Raw genomic sequence first — 21532 nt, forward strand, 5'->3', positions numbered from 1 at the left:
CACTCAGTTTTTACGACTGCTACGCAGCCGAACGCAGGCTTCGCCAGCGGCTACGGAGGGCTGCACTGCATTGGTTCCTCGGCGCAGTAATGCTCTGGGCCGGTATCACAAACACGGGTTTTTTCGCGGCGACTGTACCAGCAGTCGCCGTTTTTTTTGCAAGCCATGCGTCCATTTCAATCGGTTCAGGGTGCTGTGGGGCCGGGCAGGGTGGTCGGGTCAATCTGTGCTCTGGCAGCGGCGTGTTTTTGCGCGCTGCGCCAGGCTGCCGGCGGCATGCCGAACTGGGTGATGAACCAGCGAGTGAAGGAACTCGCCATGGAGTAGCCGAGCATGTCGGCAATGCGCCCTAGCGAGTAATTCGGGTTTTCCAGGTAGCGCAGCACCAGATCGCGACGCACGTCGTTGATCAGGTCGTTGAAGGCGCAGCCGTCGCCTTTGAGGCGGCGCTGCAGGGTCCGAACGTTCATGCCCTGGGTCTGGGCGATTTGCTCGATGGTGGCGCGCCCCATCGGCAACAGCAGGTAGATGGCTTTGCGCACCTCGAACAGCATCGATGGTCCTTCGTGGCTGAGCAGCGAGTCGAGGTAACTCTGGGCGTAGCGCGCCATCGCCGGATCGGCATGGGGATTGGTCATGTCGAGGCTGGCGTCGGAGCAGACAATGCCATTGAACTCGCTGCCGAATTCCAGGTTACAGCCGAACAGGCGGCGATGCAGGTGCAGGTTGTCCGGGGGCTGGTGCGTGAAGTTGACGCTGTAGGGGTGCCAGTGTGTACCGAGCAAGGCGGCGCACAGGCGGAACATCACCCCGATTGCCAGCTCAGTGGCTTGTCGGCAAGGCATCGGTGATTCGGTGACCACCTCCTCGCGAATGATCACCATCTTGCCGGCCTCTTCAATGAAGATGGCCAGCGAATCGTTCATCAGATGACGGTAATGCACCACGACCTGCAAGGCATCACGCAGTGTGCGCTGGTGGCTGAGCAGCAGGCTGACGACACCGAAGTCCGAGAGCTGGCGCGATTCGGCCATGCTCAGGCCGAAACTCTGGCATCCGCTGGCGGCGGCCGAATCCTCCAGCAGGCGCACGGCTGCATCGATCGGAATACGTTGTTCGGGGGCTTGTAGCTGGGACTTGCTCAGACCGACGCTCGCCAGCAAATCGTGCGGATTGAACCCAAGGTACTGGGTGACTTCCAGGTAGTTGGTCAAGACGGCGGCGCGAACAAGCTTAGTCATGCAGAGGTCTTTCCTGGAGTAGTTCCGGTGGAAATGAGCGTGACTGACTATATCCAGCAAGTCATGAAATGAAAAGTTATGCCCTGAACGATGTGGTTCACCCATTCCTGTATCGGCTCATGACTGCCTCATAGGGTCAATCCACCCTCAAGCTTTGAATACCGTGACCTGGAGCAACCTCGAGGGTTTTTTCGACCCGCGCAAGAGTCACTTCAACGCCTCGAAATCTGTCATCAAAAGAAAAGCGACTGACGTCAAATGAAAAGCGCGTCGAGTGAGGGCTCTTTAATGTCAGCACTACAAAAAGCTTCTGGCGAATGAGCCAGTCGAGTCATCGAGAAAGCGAAGGTGTTGACGTGGACAAACTGCAAACTGCCGCAACCGTTCTGATCGTACCGGGCCTGCGCGAGCACGTTGCCGAGCATTGGCAAACGTTGCTTGAGGCCAGATTGAGCAAGGTGCGCAGTGTCCCGCCACTTGAAGCCGACAAGCTGGACTGCGTTGCGCGGGTCCGGGCGATCCAGCACGAACTGGAGCAGATCGAAGGGCCGGTGATTCTGGTGGCCCACAGTGCCGGCGTGTTGATGGTCGCGCACTGGGCTGCGCGGCACAGTCGTCCGATCAAGGGTGCTCTGCTGGCCGCTCCACCGGATCTCGATGCCAACTGGCCGCAAGGCTACCCATCCGCTGAAGCTCTTCGTACCAATGGTTGGGATCCTCTACCCCAAGGCCCGCTGCCGTTCCGCAGCCTGGTGGCCGGCAGCACCAACGATCACCTTGCCAGCCTGGAGGCCGTGACCCAAATGGCCCGCAACTGGGGCAGTGAACTGGTCAATCTCGGCGCTGTAGGCCATCTCAACCCGGCCGCCGGCTACGGCGAATGGCCGCAGGCTGAAGCCTTTATCCGCACATTGGATCGCTAGGCGCGACGAGCCTGGCTCACCTCACCCTGGAGGAAAGGAAGTAAGCACCTGAGTAACGGTGCCTGAAAGACACTCGCATCGCCGCCTTACCCGGATGTGAGCCGTTGTTAGAACAAAAAAAACAAAAAAACGGAGACAACGTAATGCACAACCCAACAAGTCACAGCTACTTTCAGCGCAGCCTGCTCGCCACGGCTATGCTGCTGGCCTGCATGCCGGCCGCCCATGCCTTTGAGTTCAACACTGGCAGTGAAGACTGGGCCGTGCGCTTCGATAACACCCTCAAGACCAGTTATGGCCAACGGGTGGAAGGTCAGAACTCGAAGATCGCCAACACCTCCAACCTCAACGACGGCGACAAGAACTTTCGTGTCGGTCGAGCGGTGACTGAGCGGGTCGATCTGCTGACCGAGCTGGATGTTGTCTACCAAAGGACAATGGGCTTTCGTGTCAGCGGCGCGAGTTGGTATGACCATGCCTATGACAACGCAGGTTCCAACTCCAACGCTTTTCCAGGACAGGCGGGCAACGCGGGTAACCTGGTTTCAGCGAATCCTGCTGGCAATTCGCTGAACGGCCACGTTGCACAGACGCATGGGCTGAGCGGTTATACCGATCGTTATTACAACGGCCCCTCCGGCGAAATCCTCGATGCCTTTGTGTTCTACAGCACCGAGATCGGCGAGGAGTCGATGTTCAGCGTCAAGCTCGGCAAGCACAACGTGTACTGGGGCGAGACCCTGTTCAACGCGGCCAACGGTATCAACTACGGTCAGGCAGGCCTGGACCTTGCCAAGCTGTATAACGTGCCGGGCACCGAAACCAAGGAACTGTTCCTGCCGCGCAACCAGATTTCCATGTCGTTCACGGTCAATCCAGAGCTGACGCTGGGCGCTCAGTACTTCCTGGAGTATCAGAACTCCCGTCTGCCCGAGGGTGGGACCTACATGGGGGCCTATGACATGCTGAACGATGGAGGGAAAGTCTTCTGGTTGCCACTGCCGACGGTTGGGAATGGTGCCTTTTTCGGCGCGCCGCGCGGCCATGATATCAAACCGCGCAATTCCGGCGACTTCGGGCTGATGGCCAAGTGGAGTCCGGAATGGCTGGATGGCACCCTGGGCTTCTACTACCGAAACACCTCGGACACCTTGCCGGCAGTGCTGATCAATGCGCCCAACCTGAATAAGGCTGGCCTGGCGGGTCTCCAGGGCACTGAATACTTCAGCGCCTACGCCGATGACATCGATATCTATGGCATCAGTCTGTCGAAGAGTGTGGGTCCGGTCAGCGTCGGTCTCGATCTGAACTATCGCGAGAACATGCCGCTGGTGAGCAATTTCAGCACCATCAACGGGCCATTGAGTGCTGAGGCTGGCCAGGGCCAGATCAACGGCGCCAACCTGATCGGTGCCGTGCCGGGCAAAGGTGATACCGGGCTGGCCCGTGGCAAGACTTTCCACGTGGTACTCAATGGCCTGGTGACTTTTGGCAGGACTCCGTTGTGGGATGCTTCCTCCTTGGCCGTGGAAGGTGCCATGACCCATCTGGTCAGCGTCAATCAGGCCGGCAAGCAGACCTTCAAGGGCGATTCCAGCTACAGGGGCGTCGACAAGGTCGACACCAATGCATACACCATCGCTGCCAACTTCACTCCGACCTGGTTCCAGGTGTTCCCGGGTGTCGATCTGTCCATGCCAGTGGCCTACAACGTCGGCCTCAAGGGCAACTCTGCCATCCAGCTGGGTGGCAACGAGGGCGCCGGTAGCTACTCCGTAGGCATCGCTGCCGACGTCTATCAGAAGTACAAGTTCGACCTGAAGTACGTGGACGCTTTTGGTCCCTTCGATACCTGCAATAGCGGTACTGACAACAACACCCCCGGTGCTAATGGCCTGTACCAGTGCATCCCCGGTCAGATCACTTCGCAGGCAGGCCTGGCGCCTCTGCTGAAGGACCGCGGGATGGTCACGGCCTCGTTCAAAACCACCTTCTGATTGACGCTCGGATTACAAAAACAAGTGGAGAGAATTCAGATGAGATTCCCAAGTAGCGTGCTGGCAGCCTCCCTGGTGGCCGTCATTGCCGGTCAGGCCCAGGCGGGTGTATCGGTTCAGGAAGCGGCCAGGCTGGGCACCAGCCTTACCGGTGTAGGCGCCGAGATGGCGGGCAATGCCGATGGTTCGATTCCAGCCTACAAAGGCGGGCTGACCACCCCGCCAGCCAGTTTCAAACCCGGCGACAGCATGCGTCCGAACCCCTTTGTCGACGAGAAGCCGGTGCTGGTTATCGATGGCAAGAACGTCGACCAGTACAAGGGTCTGTTGACGGCCACCACGGTGGAGCTGGCCAAGCGCTTCCCCAGTTACCGCATCGATGTTTATCCGACCCACCGTACTGTGGCTCTGCCCCAGGCGGTGCTGGACAACAGCCTGAAAAACGCCACCGGTGCCAAGTCCCTCGACGGCGGCCTGTCCATCGATAACGTACTGCCCGGTGTGCCGTTCCCGATTCCGCAGTCGGGCAGTGAGGCCATGTGGAACCACCTGCTGCGTTACCTGGGGGTCAATCTCAGCACCAAGTATGACTCCTGGAACGTTGATGCTTCGGGTGTGCCGACACTGTCCACCACTGCTCTGGCGTTCATGAACTATCCGATCTACGAAAACATGTCGAAGCCGATCAGCAGCACTGACATCTTCTACCAGATGAAGCTGTATTACACCGGTCCCGCGCGTCGCGCGGGAGAGGCGATCATGCTCAAGGATTCTGCCAACCCGTTGGCCCAGCCACGCAAGGCCTGGCAGTACCTGCCTGGCCAGCGTCGGGTGAAGCTGGCGCCGGACCTGGCCTATGACACGCCTAACCCTGGTACTGCCGGTACCAATACTTACGACGATACATTCGTCTTCAATGGCGCGTTGGACCGCTTCGACTGGAAGCTGGTGGGCAAGCAGGAAATGATCGTGCCCTACAACACCTACAAGCTGACCTACGCTCAGGACTCAAAGGTGCTGACGACCCCCAACCATATCGCTCCCGACTATGTGCGCTGGGAGAAGCACCGTGTCTGGGTGGTGGAGGGCACTGTCAAGGCCGGTGCGCGACACATCTACCACAAGCGCCGTTTCTACCTGGATGAAGACAGCTGGATCGCTTTGGCCTCTGACCAGTATGACTCGAGCGGCAAGCTCTACCGTGGCGGCTTCGCCTTCCTCAGTCAGAGTTACGACAAACAGGCCCCCGATACCTCGGCTTTCATGATCTACGACCTGGTGGGCGGCACCTACAACATCAACGGCATCGCGGGCCCGTACGGCGGCATCAAGTACATCGACCCACTGTCGAAGGCGCAGTGGTCGCCGGAGGCCCTGGCGGGGTCCGGTATCCGCTAAGCGGCAGGTGACAAAAGTCCGGGGCGACCGGTTGTCGTCCCCCGGCAGAGGGACTGGAAGATCGACGGCGTGAGTGCCGTTCATCCTGGGTTACCGACTCCGACGCCGGGTTGCACCTCAGGTGCTTCGCGGTGTCGTTTTCCTGGAAGGTGCGGTATGGGTTTCTTGAAAAAGTTTGAGCTGGCGCTGCTGTGCTCGATGCTGGCGCTGTTGCAGGGTGTCGCTCACGCGGCCAGTTATGTGGATGTGCTGGATCTGCCTGCCAAGCCGAGTGCTTTGGCCGTGCGTAGCCCCTTGATCGGCATCGCTCGCGCCGGTGAGCGCCTGATCACCGTTGGCCAGCGTGGCCATATTCTTTATTCCGATGACGCAGGCAAGCACTGGCTGCAGGCCAGCGTCCCGCTCAGCAGCGATCTTAATGCGGTGTTTTTCCCCTCTGCCGAGCAGGGCTGGGCGGTCGGCAACGATGGCGTGGTATTGCACAGCAGCGATGCCGGCGTCACCTGGCGCAAGCAGCTCGACGGGCGCCAGATAGGTGCCTTGCTGGTCAAGCATTATGCGGCGCTGGCCAGTGCCGAGCCGACCAACGAGCAATGGTCTCTGCTGGTCGCTGAAGGTCAGCGTCTGGTCGAGCAGGGCGCCGACAAGCCGTTCCTCGATGTGTGGTTCGCCAACGACAAGCTTGGCTATGTGGTCGGTGTGTTCAACCTGATCCTGCGTACCGAGGATGGTGGCCAGAGCTGGACACCTTTTCAGGATCGCACTGACAACCCGCAGGGCTTTCACCTCAACGCCATCGCCTCGACCGGCGATGCGCTGTACATCGCCGGCGAACAGGGCCTGTTGCTCAAGTGGGATGAGGCCCGGCAGCGTTTCGCGGCCTTGCATACGCCCTATCAGGGCAGCTACTTCGGCGTCGTCGGCAAGCCTGGTGAAGTGATCGCCTACGGCCTGCGCGGCAATGTGTTGCGCAGCACCGATGGCGGCGAGCACTGGAGCCAACTGACTAGCGGCCTGCAGGTCAGCATCACTGCAGCCATCGTGAATGCCCAGGGTCAGTACGAGCTATTCACCCAGGCCGGACACACGCTGATTAGCCAGGCCGGCGGTACACAGCTGCAGTTGCTGCCGCAGCAAGACCTGTCACCCGTGGCCGGTGCCACCCTGGCCGCCGATGGTTCGCTGGTGGTGGTGGGTAGCCGTGGCGCACAGGCATTGTCCGTCAAATAAGACCTCGAACATTTAGAGCGAGTACCCAGACATGGGCAATATCAAGCAAGACAGCATGCCGGTGATCCGCGATCTGCGTGACTTCGATCGGTGTTCCGGCAACCGGCTGGAGCGGCTGGTGTTCAACTACCGCCCGCTGTTCATGCTGCTCATGACACTGGTCACCCTGGTGCTGGGCTATATGGCGGTGAGCCGTCTGGAACTGCGCCCCAGCTTCGAGAAGATGATTCCCCAGAGCCAGCCATACATCCAGAATTTCCTGGCGAATCGCCAGTCGTTGCGCGGCCTGGGTAACTCGGTGCGGGTGGTGGTGGAGAACACCCAGGGCGATATTTTCGACCCCGGCTACCTGGAGGTACTCAAGCAGGTCAACGACCAGCTATTCCTCACCGAAGGCGTCGACCGCGCCTGGATGAAGTCGCTGTGGAGTCCTGGAGTGCGCTGGACCGAAGTCACCGAGGAGGGCTTCCAGGGCGGCCCGGTGATGCCCGGTACCTATCAGGGTTTGCCCGCGGACATCGAGCAGCTGCGCCAAAACATCAGCCGCGCCGGAATCGTGGGCAGCCTGGTGGCCAGTGACTTCAAGTCGAGCATGCTCATCGTACCGCTGCTGGACAAGGCCGGGGCCGGTGGCCAGCGCATCAACTACCACGAATTCTCGCAGATGCTTGAAGAGCAGCTGCGCGACAAGATCGAGTTCGCCGGTGACAGCGCCGCCCGCAAAGCCGGGGCAGAGGGCAAGGGCCTGTACAAGGTGCGGGTGATCGGTTTCGCCAAACTGATGGGCGACCTGATTGACGGTTTGATTCAGGTGATGATGTTCTTCGGCCTGGCCGTGGTCACCTCGCTGGTCATCATTTTTTTCTACACTCAGTGTGTGCGCAGCACGCTGCTGGTGGTGGGCTGTTCGCTGATCGCGGTGATCTGGCAACTGGGCATCGTCGCCTGGTTGGGCTACGCCATCGATCCCTATTCGGTCCTGGTGCCTTTCCTGATCTTCGCCATCGGTGTGTCCCATGCGGCGCAAAAGATGAACGGCATCATGCAGGATATCGCCCGTGGCACCCACAAGCTGATCGCTGCACGCTACACCTTTCGCCGTCTGTTCATTGCCGGTGTCACCGCGCTGCTGGCCGACGCAGTCGGGTTCGCCGTGCTGATGCTGATCGACATACCGGTGATCCAGGACCTGGCCATCACCGCCAGTATCGGTGTTGCGGTACTGATCTTCACCTCGCTGTTGCTGATGCCGGTAGCACTGTCTTATGCAGGCGTCGGTTCCAGGGCTGCCGAGCGCTCACTGAAAATCGACACACGTGCGGACGGGCACAAGGGCTTTGGCAAACTGTGGGACTTGCTCGACCGCTTCACCACGGCCAAGTGGGCCACAGGTGCGGTATTGGTCGCGGTACTGATGGGTATCTGCGGCTTTGTGATCAGCCTGCAACTGAAGATTGGTGATCTGCAGAGTGGTGCTCCCGAGTTGCGTGCCGACTCTCGTTACAACCGCGACAACGCCTACATCACCAGTCACTACGCGTTATCCAGCGACCTGTTCGCGGTGATGATCAAGACGCCGCCCGAAGGCTGTCTGAACTACCAGACGCTGACCCTCGCCGACCGCCTGGCCTGGGAACTGCAGCAGTCTGCGGGGGTGCAGGCGACGACCTCGCTGGTCAATGCCGTGCGCCAGATTACAGCTGGGTCTTATGAGGGCAATCCCAAGCTCAACAGTATCCAGCGCAACCAGGACGTCTTGAACTATGCCGCGCAGCAAGCCTCGGTCAACTCCCCGGAGTTGTTCAATACCGACTGCTCGTTGATGCCGGTGATTGCCTTTCTCAAGGACCACAAGGCCGAGACCCTGGATGCCGTGGTGGGGATCGCCGACACCTTTGCCCGGGAAAACAGCAGTGATGATCGCCAGATCCTGTTGGCCGCCGGGACCGCCGGCATCGAAGCGGCTACCAACATCGTGGTGCGCGAGGCCAATCGCACCATGCTGCTCTACGTCTATGCAGCGGTGACGCTGTTCTGCCTGATGACCTTCCGCAGCTGGCGCGCCACGTTGGTTGCGCTGTTGCCGTTGGTGCTGACCTCGATCCTCTGCGAGGCATTGATGGTGGTCATGGGCATTGGCGTGAAAGTGGCGACCCTGCCGGTGATCGCGCTGGGCGTAGGGATCGGTGTGGACTACGCGTTGTACCTGCTCAGCGTGCAGTTGCATTACCAGCGCCAGGGTCTGCCGCTGGCTCAGGCCTACCGCAACGCCGTGTCGTTTACCGGCCGGGTAGTGGGCCTGGTGGGCATTACCCTGGCGGCCGGCGTGGTGTGCTGGGTCTGGTCGCCGATCAAATTCCAGGCGGACATGGGCATCCTGCTGACCTTCATGTTCCTGTGGAACATGCTCGGCGCCCTGATTCTGATTCCTGCCCTGTCGTATTTCCTGCTGCGGGGGGCGTCGCTGGAGCGTCGCCCTGTTCCGGATGCCCTCGTGGCGCAAGCCGGTGAAACCTGCATATCCCAAAGTCCGGGCATGCCTCATGCCCTGACAACTCCTGAGTAAGCCAACTATGTCTGATTACAAAGCCCCCTTGCGCGACATGCGCTTCGTACTCAATGAGGTCTTTGAGGTGTCCAGGCTATGGGCCCAACTACCTAGCCTGGCCGAGGTGATCGATGAAGAGACGGCCGCCGCGATCCTTGAAGAGGCCGGCAAGATCAGTGCCGAAGTGGTCGCGCCGCTGAACCGCAGCAGCGACGAACAAGGTTGCACCTGGAGCAACGGCACAGTCAAAGCCCCGGAAGGTTTTGTCACGGCTTACCAAGCGTTCGCCGAAGGCGGTTGGGTGGGTGTCGGCGGCGACCCGCAGTTCGGTGGCATGGGGATGCCCAAGGCCATTTCGGCCCAGGTTGAGGAAATGGTCAACTCCGCCAGCCTGTCGTTCGGCCTGTACCCGATGCTGACCGCCGGGGCATGCCTGTCGATCAATGCCCATGCCAGCCAGGCGCTCAAGGAACGTTATCTGCCGAACATGTACGCCGGTGTCTGGACCGGTTCGATGTGCCTGACCGAGGCTCATGCGGGTACCGATCTGGGCCTGATTCGCACCAGGGCCGAGCCTTCGGCCGACGGCAGCTACACGATCAGCGGCAGCAAGATTTTCATTACCGGTGGTGAGCACGACCTGACCGAAAACATCATTCACCTGGTGCTGGCCAGACTGCCGGATGCGCCAGCCGGCCCCAAGGGCATTTCACTGTTTCTGGTGCCCAAGGTGCTGGTCAATGCCGATGGCTCACTGGGTGAGCGCAACGCGCTGTCCTGCGGTTCAATCGAGCACAAGATGGGCATCAAGGCATCCGCTACCTGCGTGATGAACTTTGACGGGGCGACCGGCTGGATCGTCGATGCGCCGAATAAGGGCCTGGCCGCGATGTTTACCATGATGAATTACGAACGTCTGGGCGTGGGTATCCAGGGGTTGGCGTTGGGTGAGCGTTCGTATCAGAACGCGGTCGAATACGCCCGTGACCGTCTGCAAAGCCGTTCGCCGACGGGCGAGCAGAACAAGGACAAGGCTGCCGATCCGATTATCGTGCACCCGGATGTACGGCGGATGCTGTTGACCATGAAGGCCTTGAACGAAGGCGGGCGGGCGTTCTCCAGCTATGTGGCCCTGCAACTGGATACCGCCAGGTACAGCGATGACGCGGCAACCCGCGCCCGCGCCCAGGAGCTGGTGTCGCTGCTGACCCCAGTGGCCAAGGCGTTCCTCACCGACATGGGGCTGGAAACCACGGTGCACGGCCAGCAGATCTTCGGCGGCCACGGTTACATCCGCGAATGGGGCCAGGAGCAATTGGTTCGCGATGTGCGCATCACCCAGATCTACGAAGGCACCAACGGTATCCAGTCACTGGACCTGGCCGGGCGCAAAATAGTCGGAAGCGGCGGGGCGCTCCAGCGTTTATTCGCTGCCGAAATTCGCAATTTCACCGCCAACGCCCGCGCTGACCTCGGCGAGTTCTGCAAGCCATTGAACGCCGCCGTGGACACCCTCGACGAACTGACCGCATGGTTGCTGGATCGGGCCACGAACAATCCCAACGAAATTGGCGCCGCCTCGGTCGAGTACCTGCAGGTATTCGGCTACACCGCCTATGCCTACATGTGGGCACTGATGGCCAAGGCGGCCATGGGCAAACAGGCCGAGGATGACTTCTACGCCAGCAAGCTGGGCACCGCGCGCTTCTACTTCGCCCGCCTGCTGCCGCGTATCCACTCGTTGAGTGCTTCGGTCAAGGCCGGCAGCGAATGCCTCTACGAGCTGGAAGCAGCGCAGTTCTGATCGAAAGGACAAGGAACCCTGACCATGATGGGGCTCAAGCAGGTGTAGATCGGAAGGGGGGAGGGCGCGAGGCAGAAACGAAAAAGCCCGCGTTCGGCGGGCTCTCTATAGATGGGGCCAAATCCTTTTGGCTGACCGCATTGTGCTCGGCAGGTGTGACGAAGGCATGACAGGGCAGATACGAAAAGCCCGCGCCAGGAGGGCCTGGATACTCTGTGTCGTTACCCTTTCTTCTTTCTGCACTCATCTATATTTCTATAGGAGAAGCTCACAATTGCCGAGACATTTGGCTCAGAGCCTAAAAATTCGCTGGAAATCTCTATCAGGTCGTCGCCTAGCTTGTACTTATCCGCTGACCAGACAACGCCCCGGGGGACCTTGTCATCCTTCACGGGCACTCCGTATTTGGATTTAAGTTCCAGAATAGCTGGAGAGGCCGTTTGACTCACATCATCGAAGAGCAGCTGGACCAGGCATAAATCACCTTTTCCGCTAAAAACGTATCTGTACGAGTCCGCTTGCGCCTTCATGGATGGAGATTGCTTTGATGAATATATAGTGGCCCCTGTATCGTTCGAACCGGAAGCCTCAAGCACGGCATATTTTTCAATCTGACCTTTCTTCAGACCCATCTTTGTGCCGGCAGGCCCATCCCATGGTCCGGAGTCACTGCATCCTGGCAGCCACAGCATTAAAGAAAGAATCAGCATTCCCCGAACCATAAATATCTCCTCTTATCGGCTTCAGATGGGCGGGTACCTCATAGCAAAAGGCCCGGCACTGGGCCGGGCCTCAGATTTTCATTTGCTCGAACTTCCCTGGAGGATTGAATTTCCAAACGACCTCCTGCAAATCCCTCGACGCCTGAGTGCAGCTCTCGCGTATTCCGGGCCAGAAGGGCTCGGGCGGTAGCGCCGAAGGGGGGGGTTATTGCTCGATGATCGCCCGGTACCGCTTTTGGTACTCCTCATACGACGGTCCAGATTTGTTCAACTGCTGAATTTGCTGCAGCTTCCACTGATCCTTGCTGAGCGGCCCGCCCGGAGCAGAAGTTGCTGCAGTAGCGGCAGCGGGCGCGGTGGTGGCCGGTGTAGCGGAAGGGCTGGAGGTGTTGAGGTTGCCCAAGCATTGGTATTGGACAACTATCTGACCTGCAATGCAGGTGCCGTAGCCATTCATCTGGCTGCAGTGCTGGGTTTTTCCTCCAAATGCCTCTGCATCGGTGTAACCCCACGCCGCGCATTTCGATTTAGCGATACTCTGGGCTTGCTCGACTCGAACCACAGGGGTCTCAAACTACTGGAAGTCATACGCCATATCAACGACGCCATCAGCTCGGCTTCCCCCTTTGGCGTAAAAGTCTTTGTTAGCGGCACAACCAGCGAGGGTTGTTGACAATACGAGAGCGAGAGCTACCGATAACTTGCGCGCAACTGGGTTCGATGTTGAGAGGGTCATATATGGACTCCATTCATTTTCAGTGCAGTCCGCAAACACCGCGGTTCATTCCTGTACTGTAGGCGGATGCCGAGCATTCTGTAGTCTTCAACGACAATCAGAGGCTATTTATTCATTCTGCCTTTGTGCCGTTTCTGGCATTCGTGCAGGGGAGGTCTTGCTTCAGGACTTCCCTACAAATTCCCCCCGCGTCATCTATTCCGGCCTGCCCCGCACAATCCTTCCCACCTTCACCTCATCCGCGTACGCAGTCAGCCGATCAGCCTGCTCATGCAACCTTTTGATCGTCTCCATTGCCTCCAGAAGCTCTGTATCCCCGCGTTGTTTTGCCAACCTGAACATCTCTAGGGCGGCTTCTTCGAGGCGCACCTGCAAGCGTTTGTCGAGCGTGGCCGCATCAACAAATGGGCGATCCCCAAGCAGTTCAAGTTCGTCGCCGAGATCCCTAAAACCAGCGTCGGAAAGATTAATAAGAAGCTCATCCGGGAACGCGAATTGAGCTGAAGGGCGCGGCGGATATTTTCAGGCAGGGGCTGGTGACCAACTCATCGTGACCCGGATTAAGGTGTTGGCGACCAGGCTCAGAAGCCGGATCACGGGCAATTTGCGGGTAGCCAGGCGCCTTGATCAATTGCTGGGTGTGGTTTTCCTGGGGTTGGCCTGTCGCCTGGCATTAGTCACTGGAAGGTAAAAGGTTCAACGCCTGAGCTGGCAACGCCCCGCCGGTCTTGATGGTCTTGGTCACGATGTAGGTGAAGTAGCGCTCGATGCCCAGGTCTTCCAGTAACAACTGATCGATAAAGCGCTGGTACTGATCAATGTCCGGCGCCCGGATCATTGCGATGTAATCCACGCCGCCGCCGGTGGCATAACAGAACTCCACTTCGGCAGCGTCGGTCATGCGCTGTTCGAAGCGGCGCATGTCCTGTGCCGTGTGACGTGCCAGGGTGATTTCCACCAGTAACTGTTGGCTCTTGAACACCTGGCTCCAGTCGATCAAGGCGCGGTAACCCTTCACCAGGCCCGCGCTTTCCAACTTGCGCACACGTTCCCAGGCCGGCGTCACCGACAGGTTGATCGCCTCGGCCAGGTTCGACTTGGTGACGCGTCCGTCCTCGGAGAGGATGCGCAGGATTTTCAGGTCATAACGATCAAGCTTGTGCATCGTGAACGAACTCCGCAGGCGATGGGTCATGTAGGAGCGAGCTTGCTCGCGATGGACGTTAACGATTACGCGTGCATTCTGACGAAACGCATCAGATTCACGACCATCGCGAGCAAGCTCGCTCCTACAGAAGCATCAGCCCAGCACCTCATTGGCGACCTGGTCAATCGCGCTTTTGGTGATGTCGACGATCAGGTCCGCTTCTTCCTCGGTCAGGATCAGCGGTGGCGCGAAGCCCAGGATGTCACCATGGGGCATGGCCCGGGCGATCATGCCGCGTTCGAGGCAGGCGGCCGAGACTTTCGGGCCGACTTTCAAGGCGGCGTCAAACGGCGTGCGTTGCTCACGGTCGGCCATGAACTCGACGGCGGCGAGCATGCCGTCGCCGCGCACTTCGCCCACCAGCGGGTGGCCTTCCAGGGTTTCGCGCAAGCGGCGGTTCAGGTAGCCGCCGACCTGCTCGGCATTGGCCGTGAGGTTCTCCCGTTCCAGGATGTCGAGGTTGGCCAGGGCGGCCGCGGCGCAGATCGGGTGCCCGGAGTAGGTCCAGCCATGGCCCATGGCGCCTTCATTGGTTGAAGCCTTTTCAATCACGCTCCAGACCTTCTCGCCGATGATCACCGCCGACAGCGGTGCATAAGCGCTGGTCAGGCCCTTGGCGGTGGTGATCAGGTCCGGATGCATGCCATAGCGCTGGCTGCCCATCTTCGAGCCCAGGCGGCCGAAGGCGCAGACCACTTCGTCGGCGATCAACAACACGTCGTATTTGTTCAGCACCGCTTGAATCGCCGCCCAGTAACCGGCGGGAGGGACCACGATGCCGCCGGTACCCATGACCGGTTCGCCAATGAACGCGGCGACGGTATCGGGGCCCTCGGCGAGGATCATTTTCTCCAGCTCGTCGGCGCAATAGCGGACGAATGCAGCCTCGTCCATACCGGCCGGGGCCTTGCGGTACCAATGGGGGCAAACGGTGTGTTTGACGCACGGTGAAGGCAGGTCGAAATGCTGATGGAACGCCGCCAGCCCGGTGAGGCTGCCGGTCATGATGCCCGAGCCGTGATAACCGCGGTCACGGGAGATGATTTTCTTCTTCTGCGGCCGCCCCAGCACGTTGTTGTAGTAGCGCACCAGTTTGATCTGGGTTTCGTTGGCGTCGGAACCGGACAGGCCGTAATAGACCTTTTTCATCCCTTCAGGCGCCCAGTCCATGATGCGGCTCGACAGCTCGATGATCGCCTCGCTCGAATGGCCGACGTAGGTGTGGTAGTAGGCCAGTTCCTTGGCCTGCTTGTAGATGGCGTCGGCGACTTCGGTGCGGCCGTAGCCGATGTTCACGCAATACAGCCCGGCAAAGGCGTCGATGAATTCGCGACCTTCATGGTCGCGAATGCGGATACCTGATGCACTCTTGATGATACGTCCCTTGAGCGCGCCGCTGGCGTGGTCATGGGCATGGGTCGAGGGGTGCATGAAATGCGCACGGTCTTGTTCGAACAACGTGTCGAGTTCTTGATTCATAGCGGATCTCCTTAGAACTGGCCTTGATGGTGCAGACAAAAATATTTGCTTTCGACAAAGGCTTCGAAGCCCTCGGTGCCGCCTTCACGGCCCAGCCCCGAGGCTTTCATGCCACCGAACGGGATGGGGTGGCCGGTGAATTTGACGCCGTTGACCGCGACCATGGCGTGGTCGAGTCGGCGGATCAGCGGGTAGATCAGGTCCAGGCGGTTGGAACAAATGTAGGCGGCCAGACCGTATTCGGTGTCGTTGGCCATTTCGATGGCCTGCTCAAGGGTGTCGAACGGCATCACCCCGGCGATTGGCGCAAAGTTTTCTTCGCGGTAGATACGCATCTGCGGCGTGACGTCGGCCAGTACCGTCGGCTGGTAGAACAATCCACCGAGGGCGTGAGCCTCGCCGCCCACCAGACGTTGCGCGCCCTGTTGCAGCGCGTCGGCCACCCGCTCGGCGGTCACATCGAAGGCGGCCTGGTGCATCAGCGGGCCGATGTCGATGTATTGCTCTTGCTCGCCCATCAGCGCCGGGCCGACCCGCAGTTCATGCACGGCGGCAGCAAAACGGCTGAGGAAAGCCGGGTAAATCGAGCGTTCAACCATGATCCGGTTGGCCGCGCAGCAATCCTGGCCGCAGCTCTGGAACTTGGCCTCTACCGCGACTTTTACCGCCAGTTCCAGATCGGCATCGGCGCAGACAATGAACGGCGCATTGCCGCCCAGTTCCAGCGACACCTTCTTCACATCCTGGGCCGCTGCTTGCAGGACCAACTTGCCAACCCGGGTCGAGCCGGTGAAGCTGACCGAGCGCACGCGACTGTCCTGAACCAGGGTTTTCATGGCCATTTGCGGCTCGCCCAGCACCACGTTGAACACGCCCGCCGGGAAGCCCGCTTCTTCCGCCAACTGCGCCAGGGCAAAGGCCGAATACGGCGTTTCATGGGCCGGCTTGATCACCACCGTGCAACCGGCGGCGAGTGCGGCGGCCGCTTTGCGGGTGATCATTGCCGACGGGAAATTCCAGGGGGTCAGCAGTGCACACACGCCCACCGGTTCCTTGACGGTGCCCAGGTGCGCGCCGGGGATATGGCTGGGAATGTTATGCCCATAGAGGCGTCGGGCTTCTTCGGCGAACCAGGGAATGAAGCTTGCGGCGTAGGCGATTTCGCCGCGGGATTCGGCCAGGGGTTTGCCTTGCTCCTGGCTGAGAATGCGCGCCAGGTCTTCCTGGTGCTCAAGGATTAACGCCGCCCAACGCCGCAGAATTGTGGCGCGAGCATCCAGGCTCAATTCGCGCCAGCCTGCAAACGCCCGGTGCGCTGCGTCAACGGCCGCGACAATCTGTGGCGGGTCGAGCAGGGGCACATGGCCAATCAACTTCTGGTTTGCCGGATCATGCACGGCGATGCTGCGACCGCTGTCACTGTGGACCCAATGCCCATCGACGTAGCACAGGGCTTTGAACAGCAGCGGATGTTTGTAGGTCATGGCGTTCACTCCAAATCGTCTGAGTGGGAACATGCTAGGGCAGGGCGGTAGTGGGGATTGGAGGTTTGACGGGGGGACGGCAGCGGTTTTTTTCTGATTGCAGGCCGTCAAACAGAGGTTTTTGTGGTGAGCGGGCAAGCCCCCTCACCACAAGGTATCCGGGTCTATTTAGCGGCTTTGGCCATGGCAACCCACCCATCCATCGTCGCTTTGTTCTCACTCATCCAGTCATCAGCCAACTTGCGAATATTGCGTTCGCTGGAGCCATCCTGGCTGATGGTTTTTTCCCAGTAGCTCCAGGTTGCCTGGGAGAATGTCATCTGATCCACCAAGGCCTTGACGGCCGGGTTGGCAGCGATAAATTGCTTGTTGCCGATCGCGTACCAGTTCCATGCGGCCATGGCCATGCGGCAAGGGTCGGCGCCGCCGGCGCAACCGGCCACCCCTGGGGTCAACGCCGAAACTGTGCTCGGTACATTGCCAGGCAAGGCATCGAACGGTGTCGGCAGCCATACCACGTCCTTGCCCGGCACCATGGTGTTGGTCATCCACGACGGCGCCCAGGCATAGAAAAATACCGGCTCGCCGCGCTTGAGACGGGCGACGTTTTCGAACATCAGCGCTTCATATTTGCCGCGCACCGGGTTGACGGTGGCCTTGAGGCCGAACTTGTCGAGCTGATAGTCGACCACATCGCCGCAGCCCCAACCCGGATCGCAGCTGATCAGGTCAGCCTTGCCGTTCTTGCCGAACAGCCCGGCGATCTTCGCGTCTTTCAACTGTTCCAGACTGGTGATGTGGTAGGCGTCGGCGGTTTTCTTGTCGATCATGTAACCGTTGTAGCCGGCGCCGGTGATGGAGCCGCTGCCCACCACCTCGATACGGTCCTTGACCTTGTCAAAGCTGGGTTGCAGCTGGGGCAGGGTCACGTCCATCGAGAGGTCCAGGTCGCCCTGGGCCGCCGCCGGGAAAAACAGCGTGGTGTTGACGGTGCTCAACCTGGTCGCGTAACCGAGGCGCTTGCTGGCTTCGATGGCGATTTTGGTGATGACGTAGTTGCCGCCGGTGCTTTCCGACTGCACAAAGCGGATGGTCTTGCCGTTGCCCGGCAGGTCCTCGGCCAACACCTGCGTGCAGGCCAGGCCCACCAGGGACAACGTTGCTGCAAATCCAAGCAAGGCTTTGAATGGACGCATCATGATTTCCTCTTTCTTTTTCTCGTTATGGTTAAGGGTTGGCAGTCAATAACTGGCATTCATGATTTCTTTTTCTTTTTCTTTTTCTTATGCGTTGACCGGACGCGGATTGAGCAGTCGCTTGAACAGTGATTTGCGTTTGCGCGGAGTCGGTTGCGCCAGGTTTTGGGTGATGCGGTCGAGCATCATCGCCAGCAGCACAATGGCGATCCCGCCCACCGCCGCCCGGCCCACGTCCATGCGCCCAAGGCCTTGCAATACCACCAGGCCCAGGCCTTCGGCGCCGATCATCGCCACCACCACCGACATCACCATGGCCGTGAGGACCGTCTGGTTGAGGCCGCCGAGGATGGTCGGGATCGCCAGGGGCAACTGGATTTCCCAGAGCAATTGCTGGCGATCGGCGCCAAAGGCCTGGCCGGCTTCAACGAGTTCCGTTTCCACCATGCGGATGCCCAGGTAGGTAAAGCGGATCAGCGGCGGGCAGGCGGAAATCACCACCGCCACTTCACCTGATACGGTGCCCACGCCAAACAGCATCACCACTGGCACCAGGTACACGAAGGTCGGCGTGGTCTGCATGATGTCGAGGATCGGCCGCATCACGCCCCAGACCCGTTCGCTGCGGGCGCACCAGACGCCCACCGGAATCCCGATGAGCATGCAGATCACAATTGCCGTGGTGATCAGCGACAAGGTAGTCATGGCCTCGTCCCACACACCCAGGGCGGCGATGATCACCAGGGCGACGGCGCTGAACAGCGCCACCCCCAGGCTCGCGGCGCGGTAGGCCACGAGGAACATCAGCAGCACCATGATCGGGAAGGGAATGGCGTGGATCACGCTGTCGCTCAACGCCAGCAGGTGTTCCACCGGCCAGCGAATCGCCTGGAACATCGGCCGCAAATGAATGCCCAGCCATTCGACGCCCTGGCTGATCCATTGGTCCACGGGGAAAACGGCAAGGTCTTCTGAACTAAGCATGGTGTGCAACCTCCGCAGCGGATGGGCGATGGGACGGGACGCTGGCGATACAATCGAGAATGTGGGCAGTGTTCAGGGTGCCGACAAACAGCCCCTCGCCATCGACCACGGCCACCGGCAGGCCTGGTTTGAGCTGGCGTGCCACTTCCACCAGCTTGGCGTTGGCCCGCACGCTGACAAACTGAGTCGACAGGCGTTGCAGGGCATCGGCACCGCCGCCGATGGCCAGCAGCGCACCTGAATCCAGCACGCCGACCGCTTTGCCGCTGGCATTGAGGACGAACGCGCTGGAACTCTCACTGCCGACAATGCGGGTGTCGCCCTGTACCAGCAGGGTGTCGGCGGTTTCCATGATCGAGCGGGCATCAAACAACCGGGAGCGATCCACCTCCCGAGTGAACGCGGCCACATAGTCGCTGCCGGGGTCCATGACGATTTCCTGGGGCGTGCCCTCGCGCACGACTTGGCCGTCGGCCATGATCGCAATGCGTGTGCCCAGCTTCAGGGCTTCCTGAAAGTCGTGGGTGATGAACAGGATGGTTTTCTTCAGGGTCCGTTGCAGGCGCAGCAACTCGTCCTGCATTTCCGTGCGAATCAGCGGATCGAGGGCGCTGAAGGCTTCATCCATGATCAGCACATCGGCGTCGGTGGTGAGGGCACGGGCCAGGCCGACCCGCTGGCGCATCCCGCCGGAGAGTTCATGGGGATGGTGATCGGCCCACTTGGCCAGGCCGACGATTGCCAGGACTTCCTCGGCGCGTTTACGCCGCTGGGCCGCAGGAATGCCTCGCAGCTTGAGGCCGAATTCGGTGTTCTCGATCACGGTTTTGTTCGGCAGCAGCGCGAAGTGCTGGAACACCATGGAGATGCGCGTTCGTCGGACTTCCCGCAGCTCTTTTTCGTTCAAGGTCAGCAGGTCTTCACCGTCGAGCAGAATCTTGCCCGCCGTCGGTTCGTTTAAGCGATTGATGCAGCGTGCCAGGGTGGATTTCCCCGACCCGGACAGGCCCATGATCATGTAGATCGCGCCACTGGGAATGGACAGCGATACGTTATTGAGGCCGACCACGGTGGCGGTCTCGGCCAGGATTCGGTCTTTGCTGACCCCGGCCGTCAAGAGCTGCATGGCTCTGTCTGGCGAAGAGGAAAAGACTTTGTAGAGGTTCTCAATCTTCAGTCGTTCGCTCACCAATTGCCTCCAATTGTTATTTTGCAATCTGCGGAAAACTTCATTAATAGAAATTTTTGGGCTACTGGCAGTCAGGGTCATTCAGGTGTTAGTGACGCAAAGGTGCAGTCTCAAAAATTTCTTGTTGTTGTGCGATGGCACTTACAGCATGAGCGGCGTGGCGAGTGCAAGAGTGAGGCGTCAGTCGGTCGCAAAATCATGATTGCTCCTCCTGACTCATGGTTTCCCGCGCTTTGCGGGCGACACGAAAGGCTTCGACACCCGCCGGCACGCCGCAGTACACCGCGATCTGTACCAGCGCGGCGCGCAGCTCCTCGTCGCTGAGGCCGTTGCGTATGGCGCCACAGAAGTGGGTGCCGAACTCGTCCATCCGGCCCAGCGCCGCCAGCATGCCCAGGTTCAGCAGGCTGCGTTGCTTGAGGTCCAGGGCGTCGTCGGTCCAGACCATGCCCCAGCAGTACTCGTTGAGCACGGCCTGGAAGGGCCGGGAAAAATCGTCGGCCTTGCCCAGGGCCTGGTCGACGTAAGCGTTACCCAGGACCTGGCGGCGAACCGTTTCACCTTGGGCTTGCAATGACTTATCCATGATGTGTCTCCGAATCAACCAGGAAGTCGTGCATGATCAAAGCCACCTGTTCTGGTGCTTCGATCAGGATGCAGTGGCGCAACCCCGGCAGGATTTTCAGGTGTGAGCCTTTGATGCGTTCGTGCATGAACGCGGCCATTCTCGGGTTGGAACCCGCATCGTCAGCCCCCGTGGCAATCAGCGTCGGGCAGCGGATCTGCGATAGCTGTTCGCCGAAATCCGACTCCGCCAGCACCCGATACGCCGCCGCGTAACAGCCCGGGTCGTTGTCGGTATTGTGTTGGCGCAAGCGGGTGACGGCTTCAGGGTTGCGCGCTTGAAAGTCCTCGGTCAGCCAGCGCGACAGCGACGCTTCGTAGTGCGCGACGGGCTCACCGGCTTGCAAGGCCGCCAGGCGGGCTTGCACCCGTTCGCGCTCTTGAGCGTTACGCCCGGCGACCGTCGACAGCAGCACCAGGCGCTGAACCCGTGCCGGATGGGTCAGGGCCAGGCGTTGGGCGATCAGCCCACCCAACGAGAAGCCGGCCAGGTCGAAGCGCTTGAAGCCGACATGCTCGGCCAGGGCCAGGACTTCACCCACCAGGTGATCGATTTCATAACGACCCTGGGTGCGGGATGACTGGCCGTGGCCGCGCAGGTCGAAGGTCAGGATGGTGAAGTACTCTTTCAAGTGCTCCACCACATCGCGCCAGGCCTCAAGGCGTGAGCCGACACCGTGGATGCAGATCAGCTGGCGCGGTCCCTGGCCATCGAGGCGATAGTTGAGGGTGACGTTGGCCACGCTGAATCGTTGTGTGTCGCTCATGGC

General features: G+C 60.1%; 17 protein-coding genes and 1 pseudogene. 7 read left to right on the forward strand and 11 right to left on the reverse strand.

Going from position 1 to position 21532, the window contains the following annotated elements; all coding sequences use genetic code 11:
- Positions 1–185 precede the first annotated feature (185 nt).
- Complete coding sequence (locus tag AC07VR_RS15840; protein WP_495011759.1) at positions 186–1241, reverse strand: AraC family transcriptional regulator; 1056 nt, start codon at positions 1239–1241, stop codon at positions 186–188.
- A 356-nt stretch (positions 1242–1597) separates the two neighbouring features.
- Between AC07VR_RS15840 and AC07VR_RS15845 the strand changes: the two genes are divergently transcribed.
- From AC07VR_RS15845 to AC07VR_RS15870, 6 genes are all read left to right on the forward strand, one after another.
- Positions 1598–2164, forward strand: a complete 567-nt coding sequence (locus AC07VR_RS15845) for an RBBP9/YdeN family alpha/beta hydrolase (protein WP_495011760.1) — start codon at positions 1598–1600, stop codon at positions 2162–2164.
- Between the two features lie 143 nt (positions 2165–2307).
- Entirely contained in the window at positions 2308–4161 is a 1854-nt protein-coding gene (locus AC07VR_RS15850; protein ID WP_495011761.1) for a DUF1302 domain-containing protein, read from the forward strand.
- Positions 4162–4200: 39 nt separating this feature from the next.
- Entirely contained in the window at positions 4201–5559 is a 1359-nt protein-coding gene (locus AC07VR_RS15855) for a DUF1329 domain-containing protein (protein WP_495011762.1), read from the forward strand.
- Between the two features lie 156 nt (positions 5560–5715).
- On the forward strand, positions 5716–6789 hold the full coding sequence (locus tag AC07VR_RS15860) for a WD40/YVTN/BNR-like repeat-containing protein (protein ID WP_495011763.1): 1074 nt from the start codon (positions 5716–5718) through the stop codon (positions 6787–6789).
- 31 nt (positions 6790–6820) lie between these two features.
- Positions 6821–9355 carry an efflux RND transporter permease subunit gene (locus AC07VR_RS15865; RefSeq protein WP_495011764.1) on the forward strand — a complete coding sequence of 845 codons (2535 nt, stop codon included), beginning with the start codon at positions 6821–6823 and terminating at the stop codon, positions 9353–9355.
- Positions 9356–9362: 7 nt separating this feature from the next.
- The gene (locus AC07VR_RS15870) at positions 9363–11141 is read left to right on the forward strand and encodes an acyl-CoA dehydrogenase C-terminal domain-containing protein (RefSeq protein WP_495011765.1); all 1779 of its coding nucleotides are present in this window, start codon (positions 9363–9365) and stop codon (positions 11139–11141) included.
- Between the two features lie 221 nt (positions 11142–11362).
- Here AC07VR_RS15870 and AC07VR_RS15875 read toward each other — a convergent pair whose 3' ends face one another.
- Together AC07VR_RS15875 and yecR are read right to left on the reverse strand one after the other, a co-directional pair.
- On the reverse strand, positions 11363–11851 hold the full coding sequence (locus AC07VR_RS15875) for a hypothetical protein (protein WP_494994770.1): 489 nt from the start codon (positions 11849–11851) through the stop codon (positions 11363–11365).
- A gap of 217 nt (positions 11852–12068) precedes the next feature.
- Positions 12069–12425, reverse strand: coding sequence for a YecR family lipoprotein (gene yecR, locus AC07VR_RS15880; RefSeq protein ID WP_495011766.1), 357 nt, complete (start codon positions 12423–12425; stop codon positions 12069–12071).
- Between the two features lie 534 nt (positions 12426–12959).
- Between yecR and AC07VR_RS15885 the strand changes: the two are divergent.
- Positions 12960–13103, forward strand: a pseudogene (locus AC07VR_RS15885) (hypothetical protein); the annotation flags it as partial.
- A 169-nt stretch (positions 13104–13272) separates the two neighbouring features.
- On the opposite strand, the gene AC07VR_RS15890 reads toward AC07VR_RS15885, so the two are convergent.
- From AC07VR_RS15890 to AC07VR_RS15925, 8 genes are all read right to left on the reverse strand, one after another.
- Positions 13273–13764, reverse strand: coding sequence for an Lrp/AsnC family transcriptional regulator (locus AC07VR_RS15890; protein WP_495011767.1), 492 nt, complete (start codon positions 13762–13764; stop codon positions 13273–13275).
- A gap of 135 nt (positions 13765–13899) precedes the next feature.
- Positions 13900–15285 (reverse strand): aspartate aminotransferase family protein, encoded by a 1386-nt coding sequence (locus AC07VR_RS15895; RefSeq protein WP_495011768.1) that lies wholly within the window; start codon positions 15283–15285, stop codon positions 13900–13902.
- 11 nt (positions 15286–15296) lie between these two features.
- Complete coding sequence (locus AC07VR_RS15900; protein ID WP_495011769.1) at positions 15297–16769, reverse strand: NAD-dependent succinate-semialdehyde dehydrogenase; 1473 nt, start codon at positions 16767–16769, stop codon at positions 15297–15299.
- Between the two features lie 164 nt (positions 16770–16933).
- Positions 16934–17968 (reverse strand): glycine betaine/L-proline ABC transporter substrate-binding protein ProX, encoded by a 1035-nt coding sequence (proX, locus tag AC07VR_RS15905; RefSeq protein WP_495011770.1) that lies wholly within the window; start codon positions 17966–17968, stop codon positions 16934–16936.
- 84 nt (positions 17969–18052) lie between these two features.
- Positions 18053–18949: an ABC transporter permease gene (locus AC07VR_RS15910; protein ID WP_494994776.1), complete on the reverse strand. Its 897-nt coding sequence runs from the start codon at positions 18947–18949 to the stop codon at positions 18053–18055.
- Positions 18942–20138, reverse strand: coding sequence for a quaternary amine ABC transporter ATP-binding protein (locus AC07VR_RS15915; protein ID WP_495011771.1), 1197 nt, complete (start codon positions 20136–20138; stop codon positions 18942–18944). The genes AC07VR_RS15910 and AC07VR_RS15915 overlap by 8 nt, the downstream gene beginning before the upstream one ends.
- A 196-nt stretch (positions 20139–20334) precedes the next feature.
- Positions 20335–20724 (reverse strand): carboxymuconolactone decarboxylase family protein, encoded by a 390-nt coding sequence (locus tag AC07VR_RS15920; protein ID WP_494994778.1) that lies wholly within the window; start codon positions 20722–20724, stop codon positions 20335–20337.
- Entirely contained in the window at positions 20717–21529 is an 813-nt protein-coding gene (locus AC07VR_RS15925) for an alpha/beta fold hydrolase (RefSeq protein ID WP_495011772.1), read from the reverse strand. The genes AC07VR_RS15920 and AC07VR_RS15925 overlap by 8 nt, the downstream gene beginning before the upstream one ends.
- Between the last annotated feature and the right edge of the window lie 3 nt (positions 21530–21532).

This window comes from Pseudomonas sp. GW821-FHT02H09 (assembly GCF_059421425.1).

What these genes read in the sequence shown, in the direction of transcription:
- AC07VR_RS15840 (WP_495011759.1), bottom strand. Translation starts at nt 1,241, where the DNA reads ATGACTAAGCTTGTTCGCGCCGCCGTCTTGACCAACTACCTGGAAGTC.
- AC07VR_RS15850 (WP_495011761.1), top strand. Translation starts at nt 2,308, where the DNA reads ATGCACAACCCAACAAGTCACAGCTACTTTCAGCGCAGCCTGCTCGCC.
- AC07VR_RS15855 (WP_495011762.1), top strand. Translation starts at nt 4,201, where the DNA reads ATGAGATTCCCAAGTAGCGTGCTGGCAGCCTCCCTGGTGGCCGTCATT.
- AC07VR_RS15860 (WP_495011763.1), top strand. Translation starts at nt 5,716, where the DNA reads ATGGGTTTCTTGAAAAAGTTTGAGCTGGCGCTGCTGTGCTCGATGCTG.
- AC07VR_RS15865 (WP_495011764.1), top strand. Translation starts at nt 6,821, where the DNA reads ATGGGCAATATCAAGCAAGACAGCATGCCGGTGATCCGCGATCTGCGT.
- AC07VR_RS15870 (WP_495011765.1), top strand. Translation starts at nt 9,363, where the DNA reads ATGTCTGATTACAAAGCCCCCTTGCGCGACATGCGCTTCGTACTCAAT.
- AC07VR_RS15875 (WP_494994770.1), bottom strand. Translation starts at nt 11,851, where the DNA reads ATGCTGATTCTTTCTTTAATGCTGTGGCTGCCAGGATGCAGTGACTCC.
- AC07VR_RS15890 (WP_495011767.1), bottom strand. Translation starts at nt 13,764, where the DNA reads ATGCACAAGCTTGATCGTTATGACCTGAAAATCCTGCGCATCCTCTCC.
- AC07VR_RS15895 (WP_495011768.1), bottom strand. Translation starts at nt 15,285, where the DNA reads ATGAATCAAGAACTCGACACGTTGTTCGAACAAGACCGTGCGCATTTC.
- AC07VR_RS15900 (WP_495011769.1), bottom strand. Translation starts at nt 16,769, where the DNA reads ATGACCTACAAACATCCGCTGCTGTTCAAAGCCCTGTGCTACGTCGAT.
- proX (WP_495011770.1), bottom strand. Translation starts at nt 17,968, where the DNA reads ATGATGCGTCCATTCAAAGCCTTGCTTGGATTTGCAGCAACGTTGTCC.
- AC07VR_RS15910 (WP_494994776.1), bottom strand. Translation starts at nt 18,949, where the DNA reads ATGCTTAGTTCAGAAGACCTTGCCGTTTTCCCCGTGGACCAATGGATC.
- AC07VR_RS15920 (WP_494994778.1), bottom strand. Translation starts at nt 20,724, where the DNA reads ATGGATAAGTCATTGCAAGCCCAAGGTGAAACGGTTCGCCGCCAGGTC.
- AC07VR_RS15925 (WP_495011772.1), bottom strand. Translation starts at nt 21,529, where the DNA reads ATGAGCGACACACAACGATTCAGCGTGGCCAACGTCACCCTCAACTAT.